The sequence below is a fragment of the Anaerolentibacter hominis genome (assembly GCF_032380675.1).
Classification (GTDB): domain Bacteria; phylum Bacillota; class Clostridia; order Lachnospirales; family Lachnospiraceae; genus Anaerolentibacter; species Anaerolentibacter hominis.
In genome coordinates this window covers 41613-59325 of record NZ_JAWDIX010000003.1, presented here as the reverse complement: position 1 = coordinate 59325, position 17713 = coordinate 41613, and the positions used below count along the sequence as shown (strand labels likewise).

At 45.4% G+C, this 17713-nt stretch carries 17 protein-coding genes and 1 tRNA gene; 10 read left to right on the top strand and 8 right to left on the bottom strand.

All coding sequences use genetic code 11. From position 1 onward, the window contains the following. Positions 1 to 13 precede the first annotated feature (13 nt). The 4 genes from ABCW47_RS11660 to ABCW47_RS11645 all read left to right on the top strand — a co-directional run bounded on the left by ABCW47_RS11660 (position 14) and on the right by ABCW47_RS11645 (position 3078). The gene (locus tag ABCW47_RS11660; protein ID WP_343210107.1) at positions 14 to 1045 is read left to right on the top strand and encodes an ABC transporter permease subunit; all 1032 of its coding nucleotides are present in this window, start codon (positions 14 to 16) and stop codon (positions 1043 to 1045) included. A 101-nt stretch (positions 1046 to 1146) separates the two neighbouring features. Then, a complete protein-coding gene (locus tag ABCW47_RS11655; protein ID WP_343210106.1) occupies positions 1147 to 1395 on the top strand; it encodes a hypothetical protein in 249 nt (82 codons plus the stop codon). 84 nt (positions 1396 to 1479) lie between these two features. Then, entirely contained in the window at positions 1480 to 2286 is an 807-nt protein-coding gene (locus tag ABCW47_RS11650) for an alpha/beta hydrolase (protein ID WP_343210105.1), read from the top strand. Positions 2287 to 2346: 60 nt separating this feature from the next. Then, the gene (locus ABCW47_RS11645; RefSeq protein WP_343210104.1) at positions 2347 to 3078 is read left to right on the top strand and encodes an SDR family NAD(P)-dependent oxidoreductase; all 732 of its coding nucleotides are present in this window, start codon (positions 2347 to 2349) and stop codon (positions 3076 to 3078) included. Between the two features lie 120 nt (positions 3079 to 3198). Here ABCW47_RS11645 and ABCW47_RS11640 read toward each other — a convergent pair whose 3' ends face one another. Beyond that, entirely contained in the window at positions 3199 to 4188 is a 990-nt protein-coding gene (locus ABCW47_RS11640; protein ID WP_343210103.1) for a diguanylate cyclase, read from the bottom strand. 382 nt (positions 4189 to 4570) lie between these two features. Here ABCW47_RS11640 and ABCW47_RS11635 point away from each other — a divergent pair, with 382 nt between their 5' ends. Beyond that, on the top strand, positions 4571 to 5860 hold the full coding sequence (locus tag ABCW47_RS11635) for a DGQHR domain-containing protein (protein ID WP_343210102.1): 1290 nt from the start codon (positions 4571 to 4573) through the stop codon (positions 5858 to 5860). 274 nt (positions 5861 to 6134) lie between these two features. After that, entirely contained in the window at positions 6135 to 7139 is a 1005-nt protein-coding gene (locus ABCW47_RS11630) for an NADH:flavin oxidoreductase (RefSeq protein ID WP_343210101.1), read from the top strand. Positions 7140 to 7202: 63 nt separating this feature from the next. On the opposite strand, the gene ABCW47_RS11625 is transcribed toward ABCW47_RS11630, so the two are convergent. Both ABCW47_RS11625 and ABCW47_RS11620 read right to left on the bottom strand, forming a co-directional pair. Further along, positions 7203 to 7808: a hypothetical protein gene (locus ABCW47_RS11625; protein ID WP_343210100.1), complete on the bottom strand. Its 606-nt coding sequence runs from the start codon at positions 7806 to 7808 to the stop codon at positions 7203 to 7205. Between the two features lie 46 nt (positions 7809 to 7854). Beyond that, positions 7855 to 8133, bottom strand: a complete 279-nt coding sequence (locus ABCW47_RS11620; RefSeq protein ID WP_343210099.1) for a hypothetical protein — start codon at positions 8131 to 8133, stop codon at positions 7855 to 7857. 210 nt (positions 8134 to 8343) lie between these two features. Here ABCW47_RS11620 and msrB point away from each other — a divergent pair, with 210 nt between their 5' ends. Further along, a complete protein-coding gene (msrB, locus tag ABCW47_RS11615) occupies positions 8344 to 9279 on the top strand; it encodes a peptide-methionine (R)-S-oxide reductase MsrB (protein ID WP_343210098.1) in 936 nt (311 codons plus the stop codon). A gap of 20 nt (positions 9280 to 9299) precedes the next feature. On the opposite strand, the gene ABCW47_RS11610 is transcribed toward msrB, so the two are convergent. Then, positions 9300 to 9749: a metallophosphoesterase family protein gene (locus ABCW47_RS11610; protein ID WP_343210097.1), complete on the bottom strand. Its 450-nt coding sequence runs from the start codon at positions 9747 to 9749 to the stop codon at positions 9300 to 9302. 213 nt (positions 9750 to 9962) lie between these two features. Here ABCW47_RS11610 and ABCW47_RS11605 point away from each other — a divergent pair, with 213 nt between their 5' ends. Next, the gene (locus ABCW47_RS11605; protein WP_343210096.1) at positions 9963 to 10856 is read left to right on the top strand and encodes an AbiH family protein; all 894 of its coding nucleotides are present in this window, start codon (positions 9963 to 9965) and stop codon (positions 10854 to 10856) included. A gap of 112 nt (positions 10857 to 10968) precedes the next feature. Here the strand turns inward: ABCW47_RS11605 and ABCW47_RS11600 are convergent, their stop codons facing one another. Together ABCW47_RS11600 and ABCW47_RS11595 are read right to left on the bottom strand one after the other, a co-directional pair. After that, entirely contained in the window at positions 10969 to 11895 is a 927-nt protein-coding gene (locus ABCW47_RS11600; RefSeq protein WP_343210095.1) for an Ig-like domain-containing protein, read from the bottom strand. A gap of 180 nt (positions 11896 to 12075) precedes the next feature. Then, a tRNA-Pro gene (locus ABCW47_RS11595) sits at positions 12076 to 12150 on the bottom strand. A 197-nt stretch (positions 12151 to 12347) separates the two neighbouring features. On the opposite strand from ABCW47_RS11595, the gene ABCW47_RS11590 reads away from it, so the two are divergent. Together ABCW47_RS11590 and ABCW47_RS11585 are read left to right on the top strand one after the other, a co-directional pair. Then, the gene (locus ABCW47_RS11590) at positions 12348 to 13397 is read left to right on the top strand and encodes a metallophosphoesterase family protein (protein WP_343210094.1); all 1050 of its coding nucleotides are present in this window, start codon (positions 12348 to 12350) and stop codon (positions 13395 to 13397) included. A 24-nt stretch (positions 13398 to 13421) separates the two neighbouring features. Next, the gene (locus ABCW47_RS11585; protein ID WP_343210093.1) at positions 13422 to 15065 is read left to right on the top strand and encodes an ATP-binding protein; all 1644 of its coding nucleotides are present in this window, start codon (positions 13422 to 13424) and stop codon (positions 15063 to 15065) included. Between the two features lie 214 nt (positions 15066 to 15279). Here ABCW47_RS11585 and ABCW47_RS11580 read toward each other — a convergent pair whose 3' ends face one another. Together ABCW47_RS11580 and ABCW47_RS11575 are read right to left on the bottom strand one after the other, a co-directional pair. Then, positions 15280 to 16452: a ribose-phosphate pyrophosphokinase gene (locus ABCW47_RS11580; protein ID WP_343210092.1), complete on the bottom strand. Its 1173-nt coding sequence runs from the start codon at positions 16450 to 16452 to the stop codon at positions 15280 to 15282. A gap of 268 nt (positions 16453 to 16720) precedes the next feature. Then, positions 16721 to 17713, bottom strand: a complete 993-nt coding sequence (locus ABCW47_RS11575; RefSeq protein ID WP_343210091.1) for an ATP-binding protein — start codon at positions 17711 to 17713, stop codon at positions 16721 to 16723.

Here is a 17713-nt window from a genome sequence, read left to right as displayed (position 1 = left end):
GGGAAAGAATAGTATGAGTAAAGCAGCTGCCAGTACTAAAACAAAAACGCCGGTTAAAGAGATATTGCTGAATAATTCGCTATATCTTATCCTGGTTGCTATATTAATTGTTACTATTGTATTAGAACCAAAATTTGTTTCTGCAAGAAATATTACTAATATCCTGACGATGGCTTCTACCCGTTCCATCATTGCAATGGGTATCGGCGGATTGATTATCATTAATGGTACCGACCTTTCGGCCGGCCGTGTTGTTGGATGTTGTTGTGCGGTATCAGCCGCATTGCTTCAGTCCCAGGATTATGCTTCTAAAATGTTCCCCAGTCTTGGCAAGGTTCCATTGGTAGCCGGCTGGGCGGCAAGTGTCTGTGTCGCAGTTATCTTTGCGGCAATCATTGGCTTCTGTGTGGCTTTCCTGAATATGCATGCGTTTATCGCTTCTCTTGGTATTCAGCTGGCGGCATACGGCCTGCTCTGTTTATTCATGGATATGGGCGGCAATAACGGCCAGCCTATCTCCAGCCTGGACCCGAGATACGATACCTTTGTAAAGGGTTCCTTTAACATATTCGGGGTGAAGATACCATATTTGATTTTGTATATGATTATTGTTGCTGTCATTATGTATATAGTCTGGAATAAAACGGTTCTGGGCAAGAACATGTTCGCTATCGGCGGCAATATGGAAGCGGCAACCGTTTCCGGTATTAATATCAAGCTGTACATAATGTTAATTTTTATCCTTTCCGGCATCTGTGTCGGCACCGGCTCCTTCCTGGAGGCTTCTCGTATCGGTACGGTAACGGCGACAACCGGACAGCAATATGAATTCGATGCCATTTCAGGCTGTGTTATCGGCGGCGTATCCTTCGCCGGAGGCGTTGGTACGATCCCCGGAGTAATATTAGGTGTTATCATTCTGCAGACAATCAACTACTGTCTGTACTTCCTGGGTGTAAGCTCCTATTATCAGTATATAGCCCGTGGCCTCATTATCATTATTGCAGTTGCTATCGATGTTCGTAAATATGTGAAGAAGAAATAACAGAGCACGTTATACGGAGAGATTCCTGTACAGATTAGGGTGCTTTTGACAACCTAATCCATGAAGGAATATCTCAGATCAGGAAAGGCAGTGGTGACCATATGACATTACAGGAAAAAGCAGCATTGGTAAGCGACCGGGACGTGATGCCTGTGACGGCAGAAGAGGTTCCGGAACAGATCATCGAAGAGGAGCGGGCGCCGGAGAGGGTAAGCAAATCGCCGGGACTGGATGCCGCGAAGGAACGGCTCTATAGTAAGATTCCGCTTTCGGTCAGAGCACTGAATATCATTATTGGTGTTTGCTTCGTTGCCCTGGCGGTAGTTGTCATTTTGGGAATGCAGTCCTGATTCATAAAGATGTAAGCATGATCAGCCAGACAGCCCGCAGAGAGGGCTGTCTGGCTAAACTTTTTTGGAAAGGAACGTGAAACTATGGGCTTTTTTACAGGAGATCTCTTTTCACATGCACTCAAACTGAACACACAGGTAAACGTGATTTTTCCGGACGAATCCAGCGAGTCCGCGCATTTGATTACAGGGGAACCCTCAGTACTTTATCTGCTCCATGGACTCTCCGACAATGCTTCGGCCTGGACGCGCTTTACAAAACTGGAATACTATGCCAAGAAGTATAATTTTATCGTGGTTATGCCGGAAGCCGGACGCAGCTTCTATACGGATATGAGGCTGGGACAGCCCTATTTTACATACATCGCGGATGAACTGCCGGAACTGCTGGGAAGATGGCTCAGGCTTCCGGATACAAGGGAAAAGACTTTTATAGCCGGGCAGTCCATGGGTGGGTACGGGGCAGTAAAAGCAGGCCTTTCCCGCCCGGAACGGTTCGGCGGAATCGGCTGTCTGTCGGGTGCGCTGGATGTGGGCGGGCTGCTGGAAGCGGATAAAGGCGTTTCCCTGGAGGAGGCACTGTTCTTTCCCGGAGAAAAATATGCCGTGTTCGGCGCGGATCTGAATATATTGTCTTCAGAAAAGCCGATAGAATTAATCCGCGGGGCATCTGCCCTGGAAAGAAAGCCAAAACTGATTCAGGTATGCGGTACAGAAGATTTCCTTCTGAAAGCCAACCGGGATTTCAAGGCGGCCTGCGATCGGATCGGCTATCCGGTGAAATATATGGAGTGGCAGGGGGCGCATACCTGGCTGTTCTGGGACGGCGCAATCCAGAGGGTTATGCAGTTCTTCTGCGGGCTGGACCCGGATACACAGCCTCTTGACTAAACCTGTACGGGACTGACGGAGTGTGCTATACTTTAAGAAAAAAGAAACGGGGGCTTGTTTATGAAAATGGATCTTCAGGGAAAACGGGCGGTAATCACCGGAGCCGGCGGCGGGATCGGTAAGAGCATCGCGCTTAATCTGGCGGCGGCCGGAGTCAATATGGTAATCTGCGGAAGGAATGAGAAGAAGCTTAAAGATACGGCCGAGACCGGCAGGGCGTTTGGCGTGAAAGTTATCGTCTGCGCGGGGGATCTGCTGGAGGAAACATATATATCGTCTGTGATACAGACGGCAAAGAACGAGCTGGGCGGAATAGATTTCCTGATTAATAACGCGGGGCTTGCACAGAGCAATCCGTTCCAGGAAATCTCTACCGAATTATTTGATACCATTTTGGGGACAAATGTGCGTGCACCGTTCTTAATGTGCAAACATGCGTTGGATGAACTGAAAGCATCCGGGCTTGGAACAATCATTAACGTATGTTCTGTTGTAGCACACAAGGGTTATCCATACCAGGCTGCTTATGCAGCGTCCAAGCATGCGCTGTATGGACTGTCCAAAACCATTGCCAATGAGCTGTACAAAGACAACGTCCGCGTTCATGTGATCTGTCCGGGCGGTGTTTATACAGAGATGGTAAAGGAGACAAGACCGGATCTGGACGCTTCCGGGCTTATGGTGCCGGAGGATATCGCGGATGTGGTGCTTTATTTCCTGGAGCACCGGAATACTAACGGTGTGGTGGATGAAATCAATATTCACAGGCCGGGAAAAGAGCCATTTGCATAACAGAAAATGGAACGCGCAATAGAATCAAAAAAGCCTGGGGGAAATAACCGCAGGCTTTTTTATTCGTATAGGGGAAGGCTCAGAGAGATGCTTACCCGCTTTGTATTTTGAAAGCTGGAATCAACCTCCGGCATCGTACCAGGCTAATGTCCCCTTGCCCATATTCTTTGCCGCATAGAGTGCCTTATCAGCACTCTGGAACAGATCTTCATAGGTGGGTGTGGCACTGCTTTTCCTGGAGATTCCAACTGAATAACTGGTGATTTTGCTGTCCACAAGCGGCTCTGCTTCGGACATATATTCCTGACGGACTGCTTCCAGGCGTTTTTCACAAGTTTTCCGGTCACAGCTGCCGGTTTCGAAGATGACAAATTCATCCCCGCCGATCCGTCCCACGATACAATTCCGCTGAAACTGTTTCTGGAGGATACGTGCCAGGAGCTTCAACAGAGAATCCCCCGCGCGGTGCCCGTACGTGTCATTGATTTGCTTGAAATTGTCCAGATCCAGAATATAAAGGCAGCATTCCGAGTTTTCATGAAACAGGTTTTGGGCCTGCAAGCGGAACGACTCATGGTTGTAAATGCCTGTCATCAGATCCAGTTCAGAACGTTTTTTAAACAGCTCCACCAGTTCCAGAGCTTCCCGCACTTTGGTGGACAGCGCCTTCGGATAATACTCATTCTGCTCCTGGTCAAAATACGGCATGGAGTGATGAAGATGTTCCAGCTTCCAACAGCCATCGCTGTCCTTTGCGTAGAGTAAACTGAACCGTGTATCCATTTCGATCAGGCTTCCGCCCGAAGTTTCCGAACGCTCTCTGACCCAGATTCCGCCGATTACCAGCCCCACATCGTCCCGAATCATCTGAGTTTCATACCACTCATCCATCAGCTCAAAACGGATATGTGCTGCTTCCTGTTGGTTTCTGCCAAGATAGCCTGCTATTTCTTCCATGGTACGGTAAATTTCGTGCCTGCCGGTACCTATCATAGTGATATCTTCACAACAAATTGTAAGCAGATTTTCATAACTTTCTGCAGTAGGGTCCAGTAAATAGGTATGCCATAGCTGTTTTGTTATTTCCTGTAAATGTTGTTCTATTTTCATTCTAATATCCATTTCCTCGTGAACAATAGATTTTCCTAATGGCTGTTCTGAAATAAGCGACATTGCTTTTGTCAACTAATATCTGATCTGGACAAGCTAAAACACAACAATAAAACATCAAAAATTTCTGCTAATTGGTTTTTTCCTGTTCGATCATATTTTTATTATAACTGATCTGTGAAGCTGCCGCAATTAATTACGATTGATAGGAAGAGATTTGATCAAAAAAAGATAAAAGACAGTGTCTAAACCACAATTTATCTCGTTGAATCACGAAATTGAGAAAAAAACCGCAAAAGCTGTTGACATGAGAACGGATGGTTGATATTGTGATATTGAGAAGAAATATCTCAAATAATTGATCTCAAAAGGAGGGGCACAAATGAAGAAGGATTTGACGAAAAGTAAAAACAAACAAGACATACTAGACATGGTGGATCATCTGATTGAACAGAATGGGGAGGTTATGTCGGTCCCCATGATCCGGATAAACCAGAATGACCGGAGAAAACTTTATACCTGTAAACTGACAACCTGCTTTCTGCAGGCCCTGATCTGCCGGCTGCCCCGCAATCTGGAAAATCCGGAAGGTATTCAACGCGCTCTGGTTACCAAAAAGGTATCCGAAATACAGGAGCACCTGATGCAGGGCAATTATGGATTTCCCAACGCCATTGTCGTTACCCTTAAATGCAATGAAAGCTCATTTTTGAATCTTTCCCCTCTGGAGAGCGCCAATAACGGTGAGGAAGCCGTAGCCGTTCTTACTATAAGTTTAAGGAAATTTCGCACTTTTCTGACCTCCTGTGAGACGGATGAGGACGGTTATCTGCTCTCTCCGGAAAAGGTGCTGCTGGGATATATGATCGATGGCCATCACCGCACGGAAGGAGCCTATGTAGCTGAACAGATGGATTATCCCTTCCCGGCCAGCGTGTATCTTGATCTGGATCTGCGCAAGATGGCGGAGGCTTTTGCGGGAATAAACTGTTATCAGGAAAAGCCCTCGGCGATACATACCAACGCAATGCGTAACCTTTCCGGCCTGATGACGGAAGAGGAAAATACGGCGTTCAGCCTGATGAATGACTTAAACAGCAATTCGGGGGCTTTTTATGAGCGGATCAAAATGTTTGATGGGCCAAGAAATAAATCGTTGCCCCGGGCTTATGTCAGCGCCAGCAAAATGCAGAGCCTGCTGGAAAAATGGCTCCGGGCCAATGTGGAAAACGGCTTTAATTACAGCACCTTTTCCCAGAAAGCAGAGGCCATTCAGATCTATTTCAACGCCTGGAAAATGTGCTATCCGGAAGCATGGGACAGCTCCCGGCATGTGCTGACCAAGACAATGGGGATTGATATTTTGTTTGACCTGTATGGGATATTGTGTGAGTTCCTCCGGTCGGTGGTGCTGGAAAGAAATGTATTGCCGGATGAGAAGGATTTTGCGGAGGCCATTCACCGGTGCTTTTTTACCGTGGCCGATGAAGAAGGCAGCGCGGTTTACCAGCCCAAGAGTATTCTTCTGGACACCCAGTCAGGGGAGTCGATTCCGCTGAACTGGGAAAGCGCGACATTTGGAGCGCTTTCCAGCGGCAAGGGGATTAATTTTCTGAAAACACAGCTGCACAAGATGATCGGTATCACACGCCACGAGTGCCTGTCGGAGTGAGCACCGGTTCTATCAGTTATCAAAGACGGCAGCGGAAAAATGAGCGGCTTTTTTCTTATTTTTAAGAAGAATTCATCCCCCTTTCGCATGAGAATAATCTGTAATCCACGTTCTTTTTTGTATATCATAAAACATGAATTTAGAATATCATAAAGCTGCAGCGGTATCATTTGGTTTGACTTCTATTCAGACGGAATTTAGAATAAAAGAAAACAGGTAAACACCCGATTTAACGTATAAGACGTACCCGGAACAGGGATAAAGGAGAAGCATTATGAGTCAGTTGAATACACCAATATCAGTAGGTACAACAGAAATAAGCAATCGGCTGGTGATGCCGCCGATGGCAACAGCACTGTCAGCGGAGGACGGGCTGGTGACGGATAAATTGTGTGACTACTACGATGAGAAATCCTGCAGCGGCTATATCGGTCTTATCATTACGGAGCACAGCTATATTCGCCCGGACGGGAAAGCAAGCCCGGGACAGCTTTCCATTGCGGACGATAGTGCCGGGGAAGGATTGAAAAGACTGGTTTCGGTCATGCATAATAACGGAAGCAAAGTCTTTGCACAGCTTAATCACGCGGGCGGCTCCACATCAAAAGAAATCTCAGGGTACCCGATCATCAGCGCCAGTTCAGTGCCCGCGCCTAGGGGAAAGGCGCCGGATGAGGTGCCGCATTCTATGACGGTGGAGGAGATAGAAGAAGTGATCACGGCGTTCGCGGCCGCGGCGATGCGGGCCAAAAAGGCCGGATTTGACGGAGTCGAGATCCACTCTGCGCACGGCTATCTGCTCAATCAATTTTATTCGCCGCTTACGAACAAACGAACAGATGAATACTCAGGATGTACGATAGAGGGAAGAATTAAGTTTCATTTACAGGTGATTAAAGCAGTAAGAGAAGCTGTGGGAAATGACTATCCGGTTGCGCTTCGGCTTGGGGCCTGCGACTACAGAGACGGAGGCAGCACAATTGAAGATAGTGTGAAAGCTGCCGAGGCTTTTGAGAAAGCGGGAATTGATCTGATCGACATTTCCGGCGGTCATTGCGGCTATATCCGGCCGGATACCAGCGAACCGGGATATTTCAGTGAGATAACGGAAGCAATCAAGGATAAGATCTCGATTCCGGTAATCCTTACAGGCGGAATCGTGGAAGCGGAGAGCGCGGAACAGATGCTTCGGGAGAATAAAGCAGATATGATCGGTGTGTGCCGGGCAATCCTGAAGGATTCCGCCTGGGCCGAAACGGCGATTAAGCGGTTGGGCTGACCGGTTATAGTGTGATAAATGCCCCCGGGTTTTATGAGAGCTTCGGGGGCTGGATGGATAAGCCTACTTTCTAAATACATTTATCTGATCCGGATTCTGTTCCAGGTAATCTTCAATTGACTGTCCATCCGGAATTACTAATGCCAAATATTTTGAGTATTCTTTATTTCTTTTTCTGGGTTCAATCATATCGAATATGACAGAGGTAAACTGTCGTTCAAGTTTCCATAATAGCGAAGTATACTTCTTATAATCCTCTTTAGACGCAAGCTGATAAAAATATAATAGGAACTCTAGATTGATATGACGGTATCCCTGATAGGCCGATGGCTTATACATGCCGAAATTATCATTTTTTATAACATTAGGGAAATAAAAGCGACCCACCTCGGTTAATGACGATAAACTGGATAGCAGTTCTTTTCTCTGAAGTATAAATTCGGGACGGGAAAAATTATTGTCCTGGGGGAAATGAATTAGTTGAATCATAACATCTGCAACCGATGTATACCAATTCAGGAGTTCTTTTCTATAGTTTTCAGTCAGCTCATATTTCTTTGTATTCGTAATTATGGCATAGATTCCCCCAACGATGGCAATAACAATTGTTGCAGCTAATCCTAGAATTGCTATTATTGTATCAGCTGAAAATCCTGATATAGTTATCATATGTACCTCCTGTTTAACCAAGCTAACCTGGAAGAATAATAAGATGCTATGAGTATGAGCCGGACAGCGGCAATGTTCCAAAGTCTTCATTTTCACTATCGGCACATTTATAGTACAGACACATTCCAAGAGGAAGGCCGTTCCTCATAACAATGAGATAAGTTATCCATTGAAATTCACCTTTGTATTCTTTAATTTCAGATATCCAGTCGTCAATCGTAATCCCGCAATCTGGTATTTCATACCATCTTTTCACATGTTCCTTTTTCAGCCAAATTTCAATTAACGGTATATCGCTATCCTCTAGTAATCTGAATTCCAACATAGACTTATCTCCTTCTTGTTTGGTGCTTTTTCCTGTTAAACGATGCCGAGAACAGTTTATTTATTATATCACGCTTGAAGGGACCTGTCACAGGAGGACAGAAACAAATTCGTTATCCGGCAATCGAGGTGTTATGAGATGGCACAGATTGTTTATACTAATAGAAAAGGAGATAGATACGGAACAATCCTGTATCGGGAATGAATAAATATGAAAAATGAAATTTATCTGGCCGGAGGATGTTTTTGGGGTATAGAGAAATATATATCCCTCATTCCAGGCGTACTGAGTACAGAAGCCGGATACGCTAACGGAAAGATGGAGCATCCCACATATGAACAGGTATGTTATAACAATACCGGGCATGCAGAAACGGTAAAAGTGGTATACAATGCAGAAAAGATTACATTGGAAGAATTGCTGTCGCGGTTTTTCGAGGTGATTGATCCAACTGCGGTGAACCGGCAGGGAGCCGATATCGGAACCCAGTACCGTACCGGTATTTACTATACCAGAGAGGAAGATAAAAAGCCGATTCTGACAGCGCTGGTTAAGCTTCAGGAAAGAACACAAAAGCCGATTGCCGTTGAGGCTGTGCCTCTGATGCAGTATGCTCCGGCAGAAGACTATCACCAGAGCTATCTGGACAAGAATCCGGGCGGATACTGCCATATACCAAAGGAAGCTTTTGAGAGAGCTAAAAAGCCGTTATCAACAGGAAAATATGACAAACAGATTCAGAAGCTGACAGATATCCAGTATCATGTAACACAGGAAAATGGGACAGAACCGCCCTTTTACAATGATTACTTTAATGAGTTCCGCGAAGGAATCTATGTGGATATTGTATCCGGTGAACCGCTGTTTATATCAGCGGATAAATTCGAATCCGACTGCGGCTGGCCCAGTTTTTCAAAGCCCATCCGGAGCGATGCAGTCAGGGAAACTGGTGACACCAGCCACGGTATGTACCGGACAGAAGTGCGCGGCGGGTTAAGTGATTCTCATCTGGGACATGTATTTGACGACGGCCCTGCGGATAGGGGAGGATTGCGCTACTGCATCAACAGCGCCTCTCTCCGGTTTATTCCCAAGGAGAAGATGGCGGCGGAGGGATATGAAAACTTTCTGCCCCTTCTTTCATAGGCTGCCTTTGGCCGGTATGGTTAGAGAATAGTTATTTTCTCAATCTCATACCGGCCCTCTTTTATTTTCATTACACACATAGTGATATCCAGATTGAAGCGACGCCTGCCGCAACTGCCAGGATTGATCCAGAGCACGCCGTCGATCCATTCTTCTGTGTACTTATGAGAATGTCCATAGATGATTACATCCACACCGGACAGATTATCCGGCACATCTTTTCGGTTATGAACCAGAAAAAAGCGGATTCCATCAATCATGAAGGTAAGATTTTGCGGAAGTCCCTCCGCCCATTCTTTATCATTATTGCCCCGGACAAAGAAGGCCTCACCGCACCCGCAGATGTCCTGTAAGAGGGCTGGTGTGTCGGCATCCCCTGCATGAATAATATAATCTGACTGTATTAACTGCTCCTTCACCTCATCCCGAAGCAATCCGTGGGTATCAGATATAACAGCAATTCGTTTCATATCGTGCCTCCTTCTGCAACTATGTTACATAATATGTAAGGCGCATTATACCGCGGCTTTCATTATCTTATATTCTAACAGCAGCGGGAGATCATATACAGACTTTTCATCACAGAATTGACTATCTTTCATATGTTCAAGATCAACTTCCAGGGGTAAAATACCAATAGCAGCAAAACCTCGGTTTTCGATTTAATATGTATGGAGAGTTATATGAAGAAATTATTTATTATTGGAAATGGATTCGATCTATTTCACGGCCTCCCCACCCGATACACCGATTTCATGGACTTTATGAAACAGCACCATCCGGAGGTCGTGGAAGGCTATATAGAGGGTATACGCCTGTATTCCCTGCTATACTGGAATAAGGTGGACCATATAAAGGAAGAGATCTTGTGGAACGATATGGAAAATATCTTCGGTTCCTATGAAATGATGGAAATGATGGAGGAACACAGGGATTGGAATTCTCCCTATGACTACAGGGGAGAGGCCGATAAACGGCTGCTGCGTATTTTAGATATGCCGCTTCATATCAATGCCTACCTCCAGGAGTGGCTTGAGGATATCGCTCCCCATATCAAACATTTACAGCCTAACAGGAAGCTTAACCGCTTATTATCCGGACCGGCGAACCTGGCAGTTAATTTTAATTACACAACCGTTCTGGAGGATGTTTACCATATACCTGACGTTGTACATATTCATGGAAAGAAAGGCGGCCGGCTCATTATGGGGCACGGTGAAAAATTGGGCCGGTACTATTTTGACGACACAGAGTACGGAATTAACGCGGTCAATGAAAAGTATGTGATCACATATTACCGGAACTCCTACAAGAACTGTGCGAAGATTATGAAGGGATTCCCGGAGCTTTTCGAGGGCGATTTATTAAATTCTGTATCTGAGGTTTATATTATGGGACATTCGTTAAATGCCATTGATATGCCTTACATACGAAGGATTAGACGTAAGCTTCCTAATGAAACACGCTGGTTTGTGTTTACTTTGCATGGTGAGGAGCAATACAAGGATATCATGCGCAGTGTGCCGGTGGCAAAGAAGAATCTTACTTATTTGAGGTGGGAGGATTATAGGGAGTGAGGGGAGAGATTACAAATACCCCCAAGTTCATCGTTTTCAATTGTGCACGATTACTATTGGGGGTATGTATGAAAATACATTCTTATTTACTATAGAAGATAGCAAAGCTAGTTTATTTAATCGTTTGTTTAAATATAGGCATTTTATTTTGAAGATCATATATATTTAGCTGCAAATAACCGTATTCATCTAAGCGGACTTTAATCCCATTGCTGGTGTATTCCTGGAGAGGAATCATAGTCTGAGGTAAGGCCAGAGTCAATTTTCTGCCAGGATTGGCAAAGCCATCAAAGTCTGGTGTTGTATCTTCAATTTTAACCTGATTGCCATCTCTGCGGATGCTTACATTCGCAAAGGTGCTTTTTATTGTGTCAAGGTCCATCCATTCGTCTAGTTCGTCACTTTCACCTTCGGTTATTTTTACATCGAAACTTATGCTGCCAGTATCACTGAACGACATGTCCAGACCACTTCCCTGCGTTATATAAACGGTAATTGTTGCGACGCCTGTGGTAAGAGGTGTTAGATAAATAGGTAGCGTATCACCATCCCAGTCCCCTAATTTGGCCTTAACCACTTCACTGCCTGCTGTGGAGATCATAATACCTTCTCCATCTTTGTCGTTTTTGAATGTTAAATAAACTACTTCGAAATCATCAGTTGTACATTCTACATAATCACGATCTAATGACAGACGTGGTTTCACTCTGATTTTACAGGTTAACTTGGTAACTTTACCGTTTGATCCAATAAGAGCAGTGACAGTAGCAGATCCCGGATTTTTTGCTGTTACTTTTCCCTTGGAAGAAACAGTAACAATTTTTTTGTTACTGGATTTCCAGCTTACATGCTTTGTAGTGCCGGTGACTTTTAGTTTATAAGATGACCCGACATACATAGTTTTTGCTTTCTTGTTAATTTTCACTGCTGCCTCTGCCGTTTTCTCGAAAAGCGTACCGGTTACCGGCAACAATGTTGACAGCATGAAAGCCATCATAAAAATGGATAAACATTTTACAATTCGCTTAGATAATTTCATAATACTCCCTCCTTATACTTATAACAAAGTATACTACGACGCAGGTATTATGTCATCCCTCATACTTAAAACAGAACAATAATTTCGTCCAACAATTATTTTTTACCGTTGTATCGACGATCCGTATGAATCCAGACATAACAACAGGCCGCCGACTTTCGTCGACGGCCTGTTCAACCATCGGAGTGACAGGATTCGAACCTGCGGCCCCTTGACCCCCAGTCAAGTGCACTAACCAAACTGTGCCACACCCCGGTGACAACTATTATGTATAAAATTGGAGCAAAAGTCAAGACAAACATTAGTTCGACAATGATTGAAATAATGAAGCCAGTATGGTAAGATGGAAAAAGATTTTGAAATTTAGTTTCCGGACAGTGCTGATTACAGCTTTGCTGGCTATGCCAGGTTCGGAAAATTACAGGATATAGGAAATAATGGGAGACATTACTATGAAATTCATTCACGCAGGGGATTTTCATCTGGGGATGGAACCGGACAAGGACAAGCCCTATGGAGAAGAGAGAAGAGAAGAGCTCTGGGAGGGGTTTTTCCGCCTGATTGATATCTGCCAGGAAGAAAAACCCGATTTGCTACTGATTGCGGGTGACTTGTTTCACCGCCAGCCGCTGGTGCGGGATCTGCAGCAGGTTAACTATGGCTTTGCCAACCTGCCCGCAACCCAGGTTGTCATGATTGCAGGAAATCACGATTATCTGACCCCGCGCTCCAACTATAGAAATTTTAAGTGGGCGGAAAATGTCCATCTGTTTCTGGATGATAAATGGGATCGGATTTATCTGCCCTCCTGCCATACATACCTGTATGGTTTCAGCTATCATCAGCGTAAGGCTCCTGGTATGCGCCTTTCTGATATCCGTCCTGGGCAGGAAGAGGGATACCATATCCTGCTGGCCCATGGAGGGGAGGAAGGACGGCTTCCTATCCGCAGTGACTGGCTTGCTATGATGAAGTTTGACTATGCCGCGTTTGGTCACATTCATAAACAGCAGTGGCTCAGGAAGAACGCGGCCTTCTGCGGTTCGTTCGAGCCGCTGGATATCAATGAGACAGGGGCCCATGGATATATTTTGGGAGAATTATCAGAAGAGGAAAGAAGTTTCCGTTTCATACCTGCTGCCAAAAGAGAATACAGGCAGGTAAGGGTCGAAGTGATCCCTGGAATGACAGACTGGGAGGTAAGGCACCGGATTCAGGAAGAAATTGAGGCGGGCGGCAGAGAGCACATGTATCGTTTCCTCTTGACCGGGCTGCGGGACCGTCATGTGATATTTCCGGTGGAAGAAATGCAGAAGCTGGGACGGATCAATCAGATTATAGATGAGACTGTGCCGGACTATGATTTTGAAGGACTGGAGCGGGAAAATAAAAACAATGTAATCGGTATGTATATCGAGGCGGTCAGAAAGAGCGGAGCGCCGGATGAAATCTGCGACAGAGCCCTTTTTCTGGGAATGGAAGTCCTGACAGGGACAGAATAATTTGTGGACAGGGCGGAGGAACGAATGAAGATACAAGTGCTGTATTTAACGCATTTTGGAAAATTTAATAATAAAGTGATCCGGTTTTCGCCGGGCCTGAATGTCCTGTATGGTGAAAATGAGGCCGGGAAGACCACGATCCATACATTTATAAAGGCAATGCTATTTGGAATGGATCGGGCGGAAACAGCAAAATACCGGCCATGGGGAAATCCGGAGGGCTATCAGGGCGCTATGGATTTTACCATGGAAGGCCGGGACTACCGGATTCACCGGAATTTTTCCAGAGAGGGAAAAAGTATTCTGGTCACGGAGCAGGAGACGGGCAGGCAGTGGGATACGGAGGAGGATTGGGAATCCTTAAGGGGAAACCTAACCAAATCAGCCTGGATGGATGCGGGCTATATACCCCAGGGAAGCGCAAAAGTAGATAAAGGCTTTGGGAAGAATATGTCCAGTTATCTGGCAAATATGAGCCTTGCCGGTACCAAGGAGGTGGATGTGACACGGGCCCTGGACAGGCTGGACAAGAAGAAAAAAACGATTCTTGCGGCTAAGTCGGAGGAAAAACTGAAACATCTGATGCAGCAGCTGGCCGAAGAACAGCGCCTGGAAGAGCGTATGGAGGAAATACTGACGCAGATGGAACAGGCGGAGGAGGAACAGAAGAATACGCGGCCGGTAGAAAATATCCTGGAGCAGCAGAACCGGATATTGGAGCAATATTATCAATTTACAATGGATAAGACGGGAAAAGAGATCAAATTCTCCCCTCTGGCTGGTGCCTTCATGGGGGCCGGACTTTTAATTACGATACTTTTGTTTATCTGGAATCTGGCCGCGGGTATTGCGGCGGCAGCGGTGACAGCCGCAGGTTCACTCTGGTATATGCTGCGGTGGAACGGAAAGAAGGGGCAGCTCAATGATCTGCATCTGCAAAGAGAGGCAGATATTTTACAAATTGTTAATCGGTATTATAAGGAAGAAAGCCTGGATGAAGAATTTCCTCAGCGGCTGAAAGCACATATGCAGCAGATCAAAACCAGGGTTCAAAAGGAAAATGAGGCTGCAGGGGAACTGAAGCTGCGGACTGAGAAAATGGGCTGGGAGCTGGAACAGCTGGAGGAACGGCTGAGAAATCACGAGTGGCATCTGGAACAGGTCCGCCAGTTGGAGGAGCAGATTAAGGATGAGCATAGAGAGCTTGAAGCAATCAGCCTGACAAGGGAGACAATTCTAAAGGTATCTGAGACGATAAGGCGGTTTTTTGGAAATAATTTCAGGCGGAGAGCAGGTGAGCTGTTTCATGAAATTGCCGGAGAGAACCATAAGCAGCTTCTCTTTGACGAAAATATGGAAGTGAAGCTGTCGGAGGGACCCTGGTATCCCAGGATTGAGGATGTGAGCACGGGGACAGCGGAACAGGTGTATTTTGCCATGAGAATGGCAGTGGGGGAAATCTTGTATGAGGATTCTCTGCCCCTTATACTGGATGACTGCTTTGCTTTTTATGATGACAGGCGCTTGGAGGGGGCTCTGAATATCTTAAGAAAACTTTCCTCCGAGCATCAGATTTTATTATTTACCTGCCAGAGGAGGGAATGTGATATTTTATCCGGGAAGGGCAATGTTGAGATAACGAAATTAGATGAATTGAAAAGCGAATAGAAACGAAGAAAAGGTACAGAAATATAAGAAGAGCCTTCACAACCTGATGAAAACCAGCTGTGAAGGCTCTTATCATATTGGAAACTGCGTTCCCGATAAAACCCTCCGGAGGATCGCACTTGCGCGAAGTGGAAGCTGACGCTAAAGCGACCGCGCTCGGCGTGAGAATATGCCTCGTTAAAATCTTTATTAACATATGCAACTTGTATAGTAACTATATCTGTCCGTATTTCTCCAGAATTCTCTGAATACGCTTGATCGGCGTGAGGAATTCTGTAATGGAAGCATCGTGATTTAATGCATCAATCAGCAGAGCAATATATTTACTCATATCTACACTGATATAGTATGGTTTGGTCAGCAGCTCCTCTGTCTGATAAACCAGATTGGTAGTCAGGACATAGTCGATCAGCCCTTCTTCATAGGCAGCATCGAACTTGTCAAGCCCATTGGTAAACAGACCGAATGTGGAACAGATGAAAATACGTCCCGCTTTTCTGCGCTTCAATTCCTTGGCCACATCCAGCATACTGTCGCCGGATGAAATCATATCATCAATGATCAGCATGTCCTTGCCTTCGATATCGGTTCCCAGGAATTCATGAGCAACGATAGGATTACGTCCGTTCACGATCGTGGTGTAATCTCTTCTCTTATAGAACATACCCATATCCACACCCAGAACATTGGCAAAGAATACGGCACGGTTCATACCGCCTTCATCGGGGCTGATCACCATCATATGTTCCGCATTCATATGGATATCCGGAACATGCTGCAAAAGCGCTTTGATAAACTGATAGGTGGGCTGAACATTTTCGAAGCTCTTTAAAGGAATCGCATTCTGAACACGGGGATCGTGGGCATCAAAGGTAATAATGCTCTCCACACCCATATTTGTCAGCTCCTGCAGAGCCAGCGCACAATCCAGGGACTCTCTGCCGCTGCGTTTGTGCTGTCTGCTTTCATATAAGAATGGCATAATCACGGTGATACGGCGCGCCTTGCCGCCGATGGAGGAGATCATTCTCTTTAAATCCTGATAATGATCGTCCGGAGACATGTGGTTAACATGTCCGCATACAGAATAAGTAAGGCTGTAATTGCAGACATCCACAAGCAGATAGATGTCATCCCCACGAACAGATTCTTTGATGATACCTTTGGCTTCGCCGGTTCCGAATCTGGGGCACTCCGCATCGATCAGATAAGAATCGCGCTGATACCCGCTGAATGCAATGTTGGAAAAATGTTCATGATCTCTGTCATTTCTCCATTCGACAATGTAATCGTTGATCTTCTGACCGAGATTTTTGCTGCTTTCCAGGGCCAGTATTCCCAGAGAACCTACAGGAATGGTTTCAACTAAAATTTTCTGCTGCGGCATTTTATCTTCCTCCATAATTGTGTGATCAATATGTATTTTTAAAATGGTGGTACCATTACTTGACTGATAAATTCTGCCTCATAGATAGAGTGGCAGCACCGCTTCCGGCGTGTTCCGGAGGACACGGTACAGTTGATTAGAAAGACAAAAAAATGAAATGTAAGGGGCGTACTGTCCGTATCAGACAAACACCCGCGGATAAACTATAGCATACGCGAATTTGATTCGTCAATAAGAGTATTAAATAAAAGACATTTCGTATCCGGGTTTACCGGGCAATTCCCTTTTTCAACCGGATATCATCCCCGGTTATCTTTAGAATCGTAAATTCACTTGTGATTCTGGAGAAGATCCTCTCGCTGTAATTGGCAGTCAGATCATTCCAGGAAAGATTGGTGGAAATCACAGTGGAACGCTGGTTTAAGTGGCGTTCATTTATACACTGATAGAGCTGGGAAGAGACAAAGCTGTTATTTAATTCCGTTCCCAGATCATCTATAATCAAAAGATCGCAATTATAAATGTAATAATACTGTTCCTCAGACAGAGCCTCTTCATAGCTTCTGCCGAACGTGCTCCTGCTGAGAATCTCAAAGAATCGGGGCGCTGTAAAATAAAGTACCGAATGAGCGGAATCCAGAAGCTCTTTGGCGATACAGTTCAGCAGGAAGGTCTTGCCTACCCCGGTATTTCCATAAATAAACAGATTCTGATAGGAGGTATCAAACTCTTCGATAAAGCTGCGGCAGCTCTTGACGATTCGGTGAATGTTTCCGCAGGGGGTCAGACCGGTGCTCTCTTCCACATAGTCGTCGGAATAATAATCATAGGAAAAATGAGAAAAATTCTCTCTTTCCGTAATAGCCTTGATATTGGACTGCGCATACACCAGATCTACGATTGCCTGTTTGAAACAATGACACTTTTTGCCGTTGACATAACCGGTATCCTGACAGTCAGGGCAGGAGTATACCGGTTCCAGATAATCCGCCGGATAACCATGCTTTGTGAGAAGCTGCTTTTTACGAAGGGCAAGCGATTCATTATGAGCCTGCAGTTCCTCCAGGCTGTCGCTGTTGTTATAAATTAATTCCCTGGCATAGGCCATGGATGCAGATACGATTGCATTATCTATTTCAGTCAGTTCCGGTATTGCGGCATATATTTCCTCCCTGCGAAGATCCATATTATGCTTATTCTCAAACCTTCGGCGGTCATAATCCCGGCTTATCCTGTTGTACTGATCATTTCTTAAAGCCAT